Origin of the sequence: Anaerosacchariphilus polymeriproducens, assembly GCF_003363435.1 — a bacterium.
GTDB lineage: Bacteria > Bacillota > Clostridia > Lachnospirales > Lachnospiraceae > Anaerosacchariphilus > Anaerosacchariphilus polymeriproducens.
In genome coordinates, this window is sequence record NZ_QRCT01000012.1 from 233121 (window position 1) to 247816 (window position 14696).

The following is a 14696-nucleotide window of genomic DNA, read 5'->3' on the forward strand; positions in this document are numbered from 1 at the left end:
ATGGTGGATTTTTACAGAAAAACAGGTAAAGAGGTGATGCAGCAATTAAATATTACAGACCAGGGATTAAACACAGATGATGTAAATAACCGTAGAAATGACTATGGTTTTAATGAATTAGAAGAAAAAGACAGGCAGAGTGTAATCAAAGTTTTCTTTGAACAGTTCAAAGACTTTCTAGTCATTATTTTAATTATAGCAGCTGTTGTATCCGCTTTTTTAGGGAAAATTGAAAGTACTTTAGTTATTTTAGTTGTAGTTATAGTGAATGCTATTTTGGGAGCTGCCCAACATCTTAAAGCAGAGCAGGCATTAAAAAGTCTTAGAGCATTATCTTCACCCACTGCAAAAGTACTTAGAGATAATCAGAAGATCGAAATTCCTTCAAGAGAGATCGTGGTAGGTGATATTTTATTTATTGAAGCAGGGGACTATATTAGTGCTGACGGAAGAATACTTGAATCATATAGTTTACAGGCAAATGAAAGTTCATTAACCGGAGAAGCAGAAGGGGTACTTAAAATCACGGATGTCATTGAAGCAGAACATGTTGCTATTGGAGATAGAAAGAATATGGTATTTTCCGGTAGTTTTGCAACCTATGGAAGAGCGGTAGTGATAGTGACTGCAATAGGAATGAAGACTGAAATAGGAAAAATAGCAAGTCTTCTAGAAAGTGCCCAGGAAAAGAAAACACCTTTACAAGTCAACCTGGATATTTTCGGGAAAAGACTCGCTATCATTATACTGGCAATATCTGCTTTCATTTTTGGTCTAAATATTCTAAGAGGAACTCCTTTTGTTGAATCCTTGATGTTTGCTGTATCTCTTGCAGTAGCAGCAATACCGGAAGCTCTAAGTTCTATTGTGACCATTGTATTGGCACTTGGAACTCAAAAAATGGCTAAGGAAAATGCCATTATCAGAAAGTTACATTCTGTCGAAAGTTTAGGAAGCATCTCGATTATATGTTCAGATAAAACAGGGACACTGACACAGAATAAAATGACAGTACAAAAAGTATTTGTTGATGATAAAGTCAGAGATTATAATGAATTAGATCAAAGAACGGAACTTGAGAAAAAGCTTATTTTGACAGCGTTATTATGTAATGATGCTGTAACCATTGAGAATAAAGAAATGGGTGATCCTACAGAAATAGCACTTGTGAATTTAGGAGATTTATATGATTTAGATGAATTGGATATTCGGGAAAAATATACCAGGCTAGGAGAAATCCCCTTTGACTCCGATAGAAAATTGATGAGTACATTACACGAAATAGAAGGAAGAACTGTCATGATAACAAAGGGAGCATTGGATGTACTAATAGAAAGAACAATTTCAATAGAAAAGTCAGATGGTATATATTCTTTTACTGAAAAGGAAAAAGAAAATGTAAAGAGTATTAATTATGATTTTTCAAAAAATGGACTTAGAGTGTTGGCATTTGCCTATAAAGAAGTTGATAAAGATAAAAAGATTGAGCTTGAAGATGAAAAAGAATTGATTTTTATTGGGCTTATCGCTATGATGGACCCACCTAGAAAAGAATCCAAGCAAGCAGTAGCCGATTGTATGCAAGCAGGAATCAAACCTATAATGATAACAGGAGATCATAAGGTCACGGCGTCAGCAATTGCCAAACAGATTGGGATTTTAGCAGATGAATCAGGAGCAATGAATGGGCATGAACTTGATAATCTTACGGATGAGGAATTAAAGAGTAAAGTAGAAGAGGTCTTTGTATATGCCAGAGTATCACCAGAGCACAAGATCAGAATAGTAAAAGCCTGGCAGGAGAAAGGAAATGTAGTCGCTATGACAGGAGACGGAGTAAATGACGCACCAGCCCTCAAACAAGCTGATATTGGAATAGCTATGGGAATTACAGGTACTGAAGTAGCTAAGGATTCAGCAGCTATGGTATTAGCAGACGACAATTTTTCAACGATTATAAAAGCAATAGCGAACGGAAGAAGTATATATTCAAATATAAAAAATGCAATAAAATTTTTACTATCCGGAAATACAGCAGGTATACTTTCTGTATTATACGCTTCTATAGCAGCCCTCCCTATTCCATTTGCGCCGGTACATTTACTTTTTATTAACTTAGTAACAGACAGTCTGCCTGCAATTGCAATAGGACTTGAACCCCATAATGATAGCATCATGGAGGAAAAGCCCAGAAAAATGAATACTCCAATATTAGATAAATCTTTTGGTGTTACAGTGTTAATTGAGGGGACGCTCATTGCTCTAAGCACAATGACAGCATTTCATTTAGGATTATCCTATGGTGACCCACTGGTAGCAAGTACGATGGCCTTTGCTACTTTGTGTCTTTCAAGACTGCTTCATAGCTTTAATTCTAGATCCAAGGAATCTGTTTTCAAGATTGGTTTCTTTACGAATAAATATTTATTACTATCAGTAGCTATCGGATATTTATTACTTAAGATCGTTCTGATATTTGAACCAATTAAAGATACCTTTGAGGTCGCCTCATTGTCTGGGGAACAGTATGCTATTGTATATCTACTATCTTTTATGCCGCTTGTTGTGGTTCAAGTTTATAAGTTGATTTTTAAGAAATGAGTATTAGCTAGAATCCTTTGATTATTAGATTGTATATATAGCCTAAAATAAAAAAGACATTGTAAGTTTAAACGCTTACAGTGTCTTTTGATTTAAATGAGTATTATTTATCGAGTAATCCTTTAGCTAAACGATTAGAAATAAGACAATTATCATAGTTTGACATATGTACAACATGATTTTTTAAATCAATTTCTTTTATATGTTCCCGATTAATCAAAAAAGAGCGATGACACCGATAAAACCGTTCATCTAGTGTATCCGCAATTTCTTTTAATTTTCCGCTAAATTCCAATACACGCGTTTTTGTATGAATCATTATTTTATGAACGTTGAGAGATGTTTCAAAGTAAATAATATCATTATAATCAATGCTGATTCTTTTATCTCCAAATTTGAATGTAAAATTCTTTTGAATAGAATTATTGGAAGACGAGTATCTATCTACTGCATCTAAAATACATTGATGAATTCTTGTATGAATTTGATCTATATCATCTTTAAGTATAAAATCCATAGCTTCTACTTTATACATAAAAGTCATATAGCTCATTTCGGAGTGAGTGGTTATAAAGATAATGAATCCACGTGGATCATATTTTCTGATTTCTTGTGCTAAAGTTAGACCGGTCAGATCCGAATTTAAATCAATATCAAAAAAATAGATCCCTACTTCTTTAGAGAGTTTAACCTTTTCTAGTATTTTATGAGGATTTGTATCGGCTAATGCAAGCTGTAAGTCTAAATCTTCAATCAAAAGTACATTATTTACAATATCTGAAATTTTTTTTAGTTGTTTAGGATTATCTTCGCATATAAAAACATTCATCATTGCACTTTCCTCCATTACGTAATAATAAAACAGTATAATACCTGTATTTTAGCAGCAATCATTTATGTAAACATTTTAATATAAGTATAAGAAATGTGTCTAGATATGTCAATTAAAATATTAAAAATGCGCTTAAGATGCTTTATTGATATTTATGACAAAAATAATCGACGTTTAAGATGTAATTAACGACGTTTAGGACAATAAAATTAATTGCTGAAGATATATGATATGCTGTATAAAATACAGAGATTTTACAAAATAGTTATATTTATATAGTAAAATTGTTAAGATAAAGGAAGGAAATATCGATATATGGATAAGTTTGAGCACATGTTAGCATTAAAACTCACAAAGTGGATGAATCGATTTTATCCAAGAGAAGAATGTGAACAAGTTGTAATCGCCTATGGAATAGAAGTTTTTATAGATAACATATTTAAATTAATTGTATATATGTTTATTGCAATATATTTAGGAATTGTAAAAGAAAGTATTCTAATGTTATTGCTTTTTGCTATTCTTCGTAAGTTGGCAGGAGGAATGCATTTTGATAAAAATATTGTATGTTTTTTAGTTACAGGTATTTTTATAGTAGGTGGAGCATATCTTAGTAAAATTATTTCTATTAATTATATAATATCGAGCATCGTATTATTGATATCCGGTTTAATATTGTTAAAATATGCACCATCTGGTACGAAGAAAAACCCGGTAGTACCAGAAAAAATGAAACCACTAAAAATAAAAACAGTAATTACATTTGTTGTCTATGTAATTACTGCTATTATTTTAAAAGATAAAATTTTATATAACATGGTAATGATTGTTTCAGTAGTAGTAAGTATAGCTGTTTTACCGGTTGTAAATAGAAAATATAAAGAATAAATATTATAAATTCATAATTTCTAAATGCTGAATAAACAAATCATTTGGCATAGAAGTTTCGTGAAGGACATTTTTATATGTTTTTAGTATTTGTTTTACATTATATAAACCAAGTCCGCGATTTGACCCTTTTGTTGAAACGGAAATTTGGTTTATCTGTGTAAGGGAAATCTGATGATTTATAAAATTATTTGTAATTATAACAGCAATTGAAGTTTCAGTTTTTATTATACTAAAATTTAACTGAGGTAGTTTTGTTTCTAAAGATCCTTCAATAGCATTATCAAGGAAAATACCAAGTATTCGAGATAAATCAACGATATCCATAGATATATTTTCAATTGGTTCTGAAATATCAATAAATACTTGAATACCAAGTTCATAAGCATAGATAAATTTGGATGAAAGCAGACCTTTTAATGCAGGAATTTCAATTTTTCCAAGTTGAGACAGTCTTTCATTATTTACAGTTATTTGTTCCTTTGTTGGAAGTATTTTTTCATTAAAATAAGTTTCTAATCCATTATAATCTTTGGATTCTATGTAACCATATAAGGAAGATAAAACATTAATGTAATCATGTTTAAATGTACGTAGATTAGAGTACATAGTTTCTATATTTGAAGTATATTCTTTTAAGTTTTTGAATTCAGTTTCTTTTAATGCAAGCTTACTTTTTTCGGAGTAAGTGCGGAATGTTATAATTAAAATTATAGTTGACGATAGAAAGTAAAGTAAAAAAAGAATAGAATTAAAAGTCGTATTTTCATCGGTGTATCCTACTTTTTGCCCCCAGATAATATTAAAAGCATAAATAAGTGCACATATACTAAGGTGAGACAGGATAAGAATCCAAGCTTCTTTGCGGAAAATGGAAGTGTTTAATTTTCTCATATAATAACGAATAAGTTTTCCAACAAAATAGGAGAAAATTGCGGAAATAATTATAATACTTATACAATATATCAAATAATAACGGAGTATTATTGTATCTGCTCTACTAAGTGAAACATTAAACAAATTTTGGATTATATGCGTACATAAATTGGATAATTGTACATTTATGATATAAGCAGCAGGTATAATAAAAAAATTTTTAATTGTATTTTTGATAAAGAAAATATGGTATAAAATTAAACTTAATAGTAAGCTAATAATTACAATATTGCCCAATTTAGTAGCTATTATAGCATTTAATAGAATAAGTAAAAAAATATAAAATTTATTTTTAAAAGTATATGTAAATAATGATAAATTTAAAATACATATATAATATGATAAAACACTACTGGTTAGAGATAATAAACTTATTAATAAATTCATTTTAAAGGAACTCCTTTTTTATAATTAAATAATATTATAACATAAATGCACTAGAAATGAACATTTAAGATAAAAAAAAAGTCGTTTAGGAAGAATATGTGATATTTTTGAAAATATATAATAGAATTAAAAAAGATAAATATTGAAGGAGGATAATTATGAAGGTGATATTAAAAAAAGTTATATGTAGTTTAGGAAATAAGATTATTGAAAATGAAGAAAAAATGGAAGGTAAAAGTACTTCAATTTTTTATTATGAAAAAGAAATTCCTAAAGAAGTTGAAATATTGAGGTATGGAAAAAGAAATAAAAGATTTTAGTAGTATGTTGTTTAAATAGTAAAATTGTTTGAAATAAAAAGAAAAAATAGAGTCCTGCATTTTAAATAAGTGTTATAGGCTCTATTTTTTTTACCTATTATTGCATTAACTTATAAGGATGAATTAGGTAAAAATCTAAATAACTAAAAGAAGTAGTATAATAAGTGTAAAAGATAAATTATCTATCGATTGTGAATATTCTGAAAAAGTTTATTTTACTTGCCAATTTTTGGTTGTCATAATATAATGAATTTTGCTGATCTGATTATGTTTACTTTAATTTGCTGAGGTAAATGTAGTATTAAAAACATTTAGGGAGTTTAAAAGTTACACAAATGTCAAAAAACATTAAGAAAGGGGTATTATAGTATGTATGTTTATTTAAATCCTATCGCAAATGGTATAATGATATCATTACTATTATTGTATGCACTTTTTATACCATTGACTATTTATCAATATCGAAAGGATGGAAGACTTCAATTTAGAAAAAATATAGTTATTGGATCTTTTGTGCTATATATGATTACAGCTTGGTTTATGACTATTTTTCCATTACCGGACATAGAACAAGTGAGACAAATGAAACCAATGCAAGCAAATTTTTGTCCATTTTTATTTGTTAAAACGTTTTTAAATCATTCTGGATTTGTTTTAAGTCAACCTTCGACATGGTTAAAATCGTTATCAACCAAAAGCTTTTATACCGTAGCATTTAATTTCGTTCTTACGATGCCGTTTGGAGTATATCTAAAAAAGTATTTTAAGTGTAGTATATTCAAAACGATTATGTTTGGTTTTTTACTAAGCTTTTTCTATGAAATGACACAATATACGGGGCTTTATGGAATTTATCCCAAGGCTTACCGTTTTCCTGATGTAGATGATTTGATTGTTAATACACTTGGAGCAGCAGGAGGATTTTATTTAACTAATCGTATTGAACGGTTTTTACCTAATATGGATAGGGATAAAAACAATTTGGTTTATAAGAATGTTGGATTGTTTCAAAGAATAATAGCATTTTTGCTTGACACATTATTAGCACAGATGTTATATACGATAAGTTGTCCTATAATAAACATTATGTTAGGAATTCCATCATCTTGGAATATTATATTATTAGTTTTATTTGATTGTATTATTTTTTTATTTATTCCACTTATATTTCAAGGAAGTACATTGGGAATGGTTATTCTAAAAGTCAGAGTTGACAGTGAAGGTGAACGGCCAATTACTTTAGGGCAGATATGGGGCAGAAATGGATTAGTGCTGCTTATCTTTCGTTTGTTACCGGATTTAAGTGTAAACTATAACAATAGTACGATGCTGCAATTTGGTTCACAGATTTTGGTGCTTCTATCATTAGGCTGTCTTTTCATTGGTATAATAAGAAAACAGAAAAATTTAATTTTTTATGAGCATTGGACCAAGACTACTCTAAAAAAATTAAGTTCCTAATTAGATGAAAAGAGTTATTTATTATGATACAAAATATAAGGAGCTGTTGTTATATGACTTATTTATTGTCATTGAAGCAACAGCTCTTTTGCTTTTAACTTTAAAGTAATTACAAAACGTTTATGACGAATAAAAGTAAATTTTTTGTCTTGTTTATTCACTAATTCAATAAACTAATATATTTATTACAAGTATAATTATAAAGAGTATTCCTTTGATATACTCTCCTTGTAAACAAAAACAACAAAAAAGGAGAGAGAAAAATGAGCAAAGAGACATTAAGAAATCCATTAAACCAAAACGAAGAAGGAAAAAGTCCAATTAATGGAGTAGTAGAAGAAATCAAAGACCAAGATTTGGATGAAAAGGCAGGAGCAGGAATATCCACAGCAATTCAATTGACACTAGCGGGAAAATGTGGAAAAATGCCAACAGTTTCATATGAGTGTACAACAAATCATGTGTCTTGTAAGTAAAGAATGATAAAACATACTATAAAGGAGAGAGAAAAATGAGCAAAGAAACATTAAGAAATCCATTAGATCAAAAAGAAGAGGCAAAAAGCGCAATTAACGGAGTAGTAGAAGAAATTAAGGGACAAGATTTGGATGAAAAAGCAGGAGCAGGAATATCCACAGCAATTCAATTAACAATAGCAGGAAAGTGTGGAAAGATGCCAACAATTTCATATGAGTGTACATCAAATAATGTATCTTGTTAGTAATTAGTAAAATAAAAAACATGTCATAAAGGAGAGAGAAAAATGAGCAAAGAAACATTAAGAAATCCACAAAATCAAAAAGAAGAGGGTAAAAGCCCAATTAACGGAGTAGTAGAAGAAATTAAAGGACAGGATCTGGATGAAAAAGCAGGAGCAGGAATATCCACAGCAATTCAGTTAACTATAGCAGGAAAGTGTGGAAAGATGCCAACAATTTCATATGAGTGTACGTCAAATAATGTATCTTGCTAATTATATGGTAAAAGAATAATAAGCAACTATAAAGGAGAGAGAAAAATGAGTAAAGAAACATTAAGAAATCCATTGGACCAAAAAGAAGAAGTAACAAGTCCAATTAACGGAGTGGTAGAAGAAATCAAAGACCAAGATTTGGATGAAAAAGCAGGAGCAGGACTTATATCCACAGCACTTCGATTGACAATAGCAGGAAAATGTGGAGCAGTGCCAACATATTCATATGAGTGTACACATCCTCATCGTTCATGTGCATAATTTCAAGTAAAAATAGATCTAAGGCTAGATTCTTCAATACTAGAAAATCTAGCCTTGGATACAAGAAACAAAAGGAATAGAGGTGGAGGAAGTATCATGGAGAATTGTATAGAATATAGTCAAAAATACGAAACTGAAAAGGAAAAAATTCTAAGTTTTTGGAATCGATTATTTCCTGAAAAAAAAGAGAATAATGTACTCGGAAATCTTTTAGAAAAAATATCTGGAAAAACAGCAGAAGATTTCTTGAACAATTATTTTAAGGAAGAAGAAGTTTTAGATGAAATTAAACAGATGTTTTCTGATATAAATAAAAGTTACTATATTGACATATTAGATGAAATTTTAACTAAACAAAAAAACAGATGGTCATTTTTCTTTAAACCAATATTACTTTTGCATATGGATAAAATAATGGAATTAGTAAAATTAGGTGATATTTTAGAAAATGAAGAATGTTTTATAGAAAGTGTGCTTGAGAATATTATTGGTAAATTGACAGCATTAAGTTATCGAACTATTATTCAAGAAATAAATGTAGCAAAAATAGATGAGCGCTTAGAAGGAAAGACAAGCGTAGAACGTGGTACATATTATACAAATAAACTATTAAAAGATATGCAATATTTAAAAGAGGTATATTTGGTATATCCGGAATTGTATAAAGAAATGAGAAGGACAGTTTCTTATAGTATAAACTATGTACATGAAATTTTATTGAATACAAAAAAGTATATAAACGAGTTAGAAAGAACATTAAATGATGGAAAGCCATTAGGTAAAATTAACAGCATTATCCTAGGAAATGGAGATACACATAATAATGGTAAAACAGTAGCAACAGTAAAATTTGGTCAAAAGATACTTATGTATAAGCCTAGGAGTTTTGCTATGGAAAGAAGCTATGACGCATTTTTAAATTGGGTAAATAAAAGAATACCAGACTTTAGTCCATTAAAAAGCTGTAAAACATATAGTATCAAAGAAGCAGGATGGATGGAATTTGTTGAACATAAGGAATGTAAGACAAAGCATGAAATAGGTGAATTTTATTTAAAAACCGGTGAATTATTATGCTTGTTGTATACATTAAATTCAAAGGATTGTCATTGTGAAAATTTAATAGCAAATGGTAAATATCCGATTTTTATTGACTTGGAAACATTACTTCATACAAATGAATATGATAAGGAAGAAGAATATGATTCTGTAGAGGCATATATCCATAATTATATTCAAAATTCAGTTAACAGTGTATTAATTTTGCCATCATTATTGCAGAACTTTAATACGAATGAAGTAATGGAAATAGGAGCTATAGGATCAGGAAAAGCCAAAAAGTCTCCATTTAAAACTCAAAAAATCACTAATTTTGATAGTGATACAATTTCAGTAGAAAATGTTTATAAGGAAATTCCAGAATCAGGTAATTACCCTCTTTATAAGGGTGAACAAATTGGTGGTAATGGATATATAGGACATGTAAAACAAGGATTTATCAGTACCTATCAATGGATATTAAATAATAAAGAAGAGTATATTGAGAAAATAAAAGAACTATTTAGTAATGTAGAATGTAGAGTCATCTATAAAGCAACAAATGATTATACACAATTAATGTCAACAAGTTATCATCCTGACTTATTACATAATAAGATGGATCGTATAGTTTATTTTCATAGAATTGGTATTTTAATAAAAAATAATGAAAAATTTGATGAAAAGAAAATTTATCAGACTGAAATTGAAGCAATGCTCAATGGGGATGTGCCTTCATTTAATATCATTGCAGACAGTAAAAAAGCAACAAATTTTAAAAATGAAGTAGTTTATGATAAATATAAAAAAAGTATCATAGAAACAGTGGAAGAAAAAATACAAAAGTTAAGTGCGATAGATTTAGAAAGACAAGCAGCATTAATATATTTAAGCTATATAGGCTGTAAAATGAAAACAGATCTACCGGTAAAAACAAATACTCAATTTACATCGACTGGTTCTTTAGATATCAATTGTGATTATTTAAAAGAAGCTCGTATAATTGGAGAAAAAATCATAGAGCGAGGTTTTTCGGTAACAGTAAATAATAAAGTAGAAAATAGTTGGATTTGTTATATTGGTTTTGGAGATGATTATTATTCGATAAACCCGGTTGGGTGGGATTTATATAAAGGAAATTGTGGAATAGCTTTGTATTTCATGTATTTAGGGAAGACATTGAAAGAAGAAAAATATATTCAATATGCAAAAGATACATTGAATTCAGTAGAAAGAATGATTAATTTGAATCATGTGGAAGATATTGAAACAATGGGACTTGGTGTATTTACAGGGATATATTCATATGTTTTTGTTACTCATAAGTTTATTAAATTAAATGTTTATAATAAAGCTGAATTAAAACAAGTATGGAATTATATTTACAAAATATTAGAGTTTACAGAGGTTAATATTAGTAAGCAGGACAGAATTGATATTCTTTCCGGGATTAGTGGAATTATGGGTATCTTAATTTCAATTTATGATAACCTTGATAAATTGTATCAGGATGTTGTAAAAAATATTCTAATTAAAATTGTAAATAAATTAAAGCAAGAAGCAATTCAAATATCTGAAGAAGAGATTTCATGGACTGATAATGGTGACATTGGTTATGCTCATGGGAATGCAGGCATTATGAGTCAATTGGCTAGGTGTTATGATATTATAAAGGATCCTGAGATTTTAATTATAATACATAAGTCGCTAAATTATGAAAGAAATATTCGTTTCAATAAGGAAAGTAATATGTGGATAATTAGAGAGAATACGCATTATTACTCATGGTGTAATGGAATTGCAGGGCTATTATTATCTAAAATAATATTACATCAATCAAGTGCAAAAGATGAAAAATTAATGGGAGAGATTAAATTACTTATTAATCAGCTTAAAAAATATGGATTTGGAAATGATTACAGCATTTGTCATGGAGATATAGGAAGTGTTTCTATTTTAAGATATGCAGCAGATTTCATGTATGATAATATGCTGGAAAAGCAATGTGCTTATACAGTGAATAATTTTGTTCAAAACCATCTTTTTGGACAAGCTGACAGTTTATATGCCCTCGAAGATTGGGGGTTAATGGTTGGAAGTGCAAGTAAAGGCATGGGATTATTAGATGAATTTAATCATGGTAATATAATTGCAGATTTATTATGTTTAAAATAAATAATTATAGAAAAGAGGAAAAATATGAGCAAAATATTACAAGTAACAAATATATATAAAGAATATGGAACAAAAGAAAATCGTACAAAAGCGATAAATGATATTTCATTTCAAGTAGAAACAGGCGAATTTGTTGGAATTATGGGACCTTCAGGTTCTGGAAAATCTACGCTATTAAATTGTATTTCAACTATTGATACGATTACAGCAGGACAGATAAAGATCAGCAATAGAGAAATTACCTCTTTGAAAAGTCGTGAAGTTGCTGCATTTCGAAGAGAAAATCTTGGATTTATATTCCAACACTTTAATTTATTAGATACTTTAACAGCATATGAAAATATAGCATTAGCATTATCTATTATGAAAAGATCGACAGACGAAATAAAAGCAAAAATACATAAGGTAGCAAAAACACTGGATATTGAAGAAGTATTACATAAGTATCCCTATCAAATGTCAGGAGGACAACAACAGAGAGTCTCAGCAGCAAGGGCTATTGTAAGCAATCCTTCTTTGATATTAGCAGATGAACCAACAGGTGCACTGGATTCACGTTCTGCTAAGATGCTTCTTAATAATTTGGAGACGATGAATGAACAGATGAAAGCTACGATTTTAATGGTAACCCACGATTCCTTTACTGCAAGTTACTGTAAAAGAATACTTTTTATTAAAGATGGTAGGATTTACAAGGAATTACTTCGTTGTAACGACAACAGAAAATTATTTTTTGATAAAATAATGGATGTGGTTGCTGATTTAGGAGGTGAATAGAATGTACTTGAAAATGATATGGAATAATGTAAGGAAGAATTTTAAAGATTATAGTATATATTTTCTGACTTTAATGATAGCGGTAGCTTTATTCTATGCATTTAATTCATTGGGATCTCAGTCTGCATTTCAAACAGAAACTAGTAATGCTGCATCTAATATGTCAAAACAGTTAGTATCTTTACTTTCAATATTATCTAAGTTTATTGCTGTTATTTTAGCTTTTCTAATCATATATGCGAATAACTTTTTGTTAAAGCGAAGAAAAAAAGAGTTGGGTATTTATATGCTCTTAGGAATGGAAAATCGTAAAATTTCCAGTATATTTGTAGGGGAAACAATTCTGATCGGTGTAATTTCTTTTATAACCGGAATTGCAGTCGGCTGTGTATTATCTCAAGGGATTTCAGCGATAGCATTGAAAATGTTTGCAATTGATTTATCAAAATACCAGTTTGTATTTTCGGTGCCATCATTAATCAATACACTTATTTGTTTTGCAATTATATTTCTGGTAGTCATTCTTTTTAACGTAAGAACTGTTTCGAGGGTTAAATTAATTGATTTATTAAATGCAGGAAGAAAAAATGAAAGTTTGACAATTAAAAGTATGAAAGCATTATTGAGTATTCTATTGCTAGGAATTCTTTTACTTTCTATGGTTGCATTTTTTGTTTACAAAAAAAATGGGTTAAGTCCAGATTCGCCAATATTTACAATCAGCTTTTTACTTGCCATTTTAGGTACTGGGTGTGTGATTTATTCTTTTTTTGGAGTTTTGTTATATATTCTACAAAGAAATTCGAAATGGTATTTTAAAGATATAAATACATTTTTGATTCGACAGATTAGTTCTAAAATCCAAACAAATTATCTGACGATTACAGTGGTATGTTTATTGCTGACAGCAACCATTTGTATAGTATCAACGGGAATGGGTATGGCTTTTACCTTAAACAGTAATTCAAATGCCGCTACTCCATATGATGTATCTATCATACAGGATTTAGATAAAGAAAAAGTAGGTGAAGGAGAGACCATACAGGAGTATTTATTAAGTCAAGGAGTAGATTTAAATAAGTATTTAGGTGAACAAGTAGAAATAAGCACATATGAGGATAAAACATGTACTTATACTCAACTGATCGAAGAGACAGATGATTTGTGGGATTTCGATAAAAATCTTCCGGATAAAACGGTACCTATAATATCTATTACTGATTACAATAAAATATTGAAAAGTCAGGGAAAAAGTCCATTGGATTTAGAGGAAGGGACATATCTATTAAATTGTAAATATAAAGGAACGGAAAAGTTGTTACAGTCTTTTTTAAAAAATAGCGGAGTGATTAAAATTGCAGATAAAACATTGAAACCCGCACAAGATAAGATAAAAGAAGAAATTTATTATTTGACAAGTATTGGATTAAATGATCAAGGAACTTTAATTGTACCGGATTCAGTTGTTATAAATCTACATAAAATTAGGGTTATTGAAAATGGAATGATTAAAAAAGGAAGTGATCCGCAGAAATTTGATAATGCATTGGTTCGTCTTATTGGAGATCCCCAAAATCCGTATACATTTTTGACAAAAACGCTTATATGTGATGCATATTATGGAATGTTTGCAATGGTTGCATTTGTTTGTTGTTATATTGGAATTGTATTTTTAATTATTTGTGTAGCAATATTATCTTTACAACAACTAACAGAAACATTCGATAATGTTTATCGTTATAATCTATTACAAAAATTAGGTGTGGAAAAGAAAGTTTGTAGACAAACAATATTAAAACAAATTTCGGTATATTTTGGAGCACCGTTAGTCTTAGCAGGTATCTATGCAATTGTGGGACTACCTAAAATTATAGATAAAATTAGTATTTCATTAGGTCTGAATATAGGAGCGAATGCAGGGGTTACCATTATATTATTGTTAATTATTTATGGGGGATATTTTTTAGTAACTTATTTTAGCTGCCGCAATATGATTGCAGGAAAAGTGGAATTAAAGGATGAATAAAAGGAATTAGAAAGGAGAAAT

Annotated in this window: 13 protein-coding genes; 11 read left to right on the forward strand and 2 right to left on the reverse strand. The window is 29.3% G+C overall.

The features are described from left to right. A complete protein-coding gene (locus DWV06_RS03985) occupies positions 1 to 2601 on the forward strand; it encodes a cation-translocating P-type ATPase (RefSeq protein WP_115480866.1) in 2601 nt (866 codons plus the stop codon). A gap of 103 nt (positions 2602 to 2704) precedes the next feature. On the opposite strand, the gene DWV06_RS03990 is transcribed toward DWV06_RS03985, so the two are convergent. Then, the gene (locus DWV06_RS03990; RefSeq protein ID WP_115480867.1) at positions 2705 to 3433 is read right to left on the reverse strand and encodes a LytR/AlgR family response regulator transcription factor; all 729 of its coding nucleotides are present in this window, start codon (positions 3431 to 3433) and stop codon (positions 2705 to 2707) included. Positions 3434 to 3748: 315 nt separating this feature from the next. Between DWV06_RS03990 and DWV06_RS03995 the strand changes: the two genes are divergently transcribed. Further along, the gene (locus DWV06_RS03995) at positions 3749 to 4321 is read left to right on the forward strand and encodes an accessory gene regulator ArgB-like protein (RefSeq protein ID WP_115480868.1); all 573 of its coding nucleotides are present in this window, start codon (positions 3749 to 3751) and stop codon (positions 4319 to 4321) included. Positions 4322 to 4324: 3 nt separating this feature from the next. Here DWV06_RS03995 and DWV06_RS04000 read toward each other — a convergent pair whose 3' ends face one another. After that, on the reverse strand, positions 4325 to 5644 hold the full coding sequence (locus tag DWV06_RS04000) for a sensor histidine kinase (RefSeq protein ID WP_115480869.1): 1320 nt from the start codon (positions 5642 to 5644) through the stop codon (positions 4325 to 4327). Between the two features lie 158 nt (positions 5645 to 5802). Here DWV06_RS04000 and DWV06_RS18315 point away from each other — a divergent pair, with 158 nt between their 5' ends. The 9 genes from DWV06_RS18315 to DWV06_RS04040 all read left to right on the forward strand — a co-directional run bounded on the left by DWV06_RS18315 (position 5803) and on the right by DWV06_RS04040 (position 14675). Further along, entirely contained in the window at positions 5803 to 5964 is a 162-nt protein-coding gene (locus DWV06_RS18315; protein ID WP_155522616.1) for a hypothetical protein, read from the forward strand. Between the two features lie 369 nt (positions 5965 to 6333). Further along, a complete protein-coding gene (locus DWV06_RS04005) occupies positions 6334 to 7425 on the forward strand; it encodes a VanZ family protein (RefSeq protein ID WP_115480870.1) in 1092 nt (363 codons plus the stop codon). A 263-nt stretch (positions 7426 to 7688) separates the two neighbouring features. Then, a complete protein-coding gene (gene slmA / locus DWV06_RS04010; protein WP_115480871.1) occupies positions 7689 to 7901 on the forward strand; it encodes a salivaricin M family lantibiotic in 213 nt (70 codons plus the stop codon). Between the two features lie 35 nt (positions 7902 to 7936). Beyond that, positions 7937 to 8146: a salivaricin M family lantibiotic gene (gene slmA / locus DWV06_RS04015; protein ID WP_115480872.1), complete on the forward strand. Its 210-nt coding sequence runs from the start codon at positions 7937 to 7939 to the stop codon at positions 8144 to 8146. Between the two features lie 42 nt (positions 8147 to 8188). Then, positions 8189 to 8398, forward strand: a complete 210-nt coding sequence (slmA, locus tag DWV06_RS04020) for a salivaricin M family lantibiotic (protein ID WP_115480873.1) — start codon at positions 8189 to 8191, stop codon at positions 8396 to 8398. 45 nt (positions 8399 to 8443) lie between these two features. Continuing rightward, the gene (slmA, locus tag DWV06_RS04025) at positions 8444 to 8659 is read left to right on the forward strand and encodes a salivaricin M family lantibiotic (protein WP_115480874.1); all 216 of its coding nucleotides are present in this window, start codon (positions 8444 to 8446) and stop codon (positions 8657 to 8659) included. A gap of 96 nt (positions 8660 to 8755) precedes the next feature. Then, positions 8756 to 11872, forward strand: coding sequence for a type 2 lanthipeptide synthetase LanM (gene lanM / locus DWV06_RS04030; RefSeq protein ID WP_115480875.1), 3117 nt, complete (start codon positions 8756 to 8758; stop codon positions 11870 to 11872). A 24-nt stretch (positions 11873 to 11896) separates the two neighbouring features. Then, positions 11897 to 12649 carry an ABC transporter ATP-binding protein gene (locus DWV06_RS04035; RefSeq protein ID WP_115480876.1) on the forward strand — a complete coding sequence of 251 codons (753 nt, stop codon included), beginning with the start codon at positions 11897 to 11899 and terminating at the stop codon, positions 12647 to 12649. A gap of 1 nt (position 12650) precedes the next feature. Next, complete coding sequence (locus tag DWV06_RS04040; protein WP_115480877.1) at positions 12651 to 14675, forward strand: ABC transporter permease; 2025 nt, start codon at positions 12651 to 12653, stop codon at positions 14673 to 14675. Positions 14676 to 14696: the final 21 nt, after the last annotated feature.

Excerpts from the sequence above, each read along its gene's own strand:
- DWV06_RS03985 (WP_115480866.1), top strand. The coding sequence starts at position 1 with ATGGTGGATTTTTACAGAAAAACAGGTAAAGAGGTGATGCAGCAATTA.
- DWV06_RS03990 (WP_115480867.1), bottom strand. The coding sequence starts at position 3,433 with ATGATGAATGTTTTTATATGCGAAGATAATCCTAAACAACTAAAAAAA.
- DWV06_RS03995 (WP_115480868.1), top strand. The coding sequence starts at position 3,749 with ATGGATAAGTTTGAGCACATGTTAGCATTAAAACTCACAAAGTGGATG.
- DWV06_RS04000 (WP_115480869.1), bottom strand. The coding sequence starts at position 5,644 with ATGAATTTATTAATAAGTTTATTATCTCTAACCAGTAGTGTTTTATCA.
- DWV06_RS18315 (WP_155522616.1), top strand. The coding sequence starts at position 5,803 with ATGAAGGTGATATTAAAAAAAGTTATATGTAGTTTAGGAAATAAGATT.
- DWV06_RS04005 (WP_115480870.1), top strand. The coding sequence starts at position 6,334 with ATGTATGTTTATTTAAATCCTATCGCAAATGGTATAATGATATCATTA.
- slmA (WP_115480871.1), top strand. The coding sequence starts at position 7,689 with ATGAGCAAAGAGACATTAAGAAATCCATTAAACCAAAACGAAGAAGGA.
- slmA (WP_115480872.1), top strand. The coding sequence starts at position 7,937 with ATGAGCAAAGAAACATTAAGAAATCCATTAGATCAAAAAGAAGAGGCA.
- slmA (WP_115480873.1), top strand. The coding sequence starts at position 8,189 with ATGAGCAAAGAAACATTAAGAAATCCACAAAATCAAAAAGAAGAGGGT.
- slmA (WP_115480874.1), top strand. The coding sequence starts at position 8,444 with ATGAGTAAAGAAACATTAAGAAATCCATTGGACCAAAAAGAAGAAGTA.
- lanM (WP_115480875.1), top strand. The coding sequence starts at position 8,756 with ATGGAGAATTGTATAGAATATAGTCAAAAATACGAAACTGAAAAGGAA.
- DWV06_RS04035 (WP_115480876.1), top strand. The coding sequence starts at position 11,897 with ATGAGCAAAATATTACAAGTAACAAATATATATAAAGAATATGGAACA.
- DWV06_RS04040 (WP_115480877.1), top strand. The coding sequence starts at position 12,651 with ATGTACTTGAAAATGATATGGAATAATGTAAGGAAGAATTTTAAAGAT.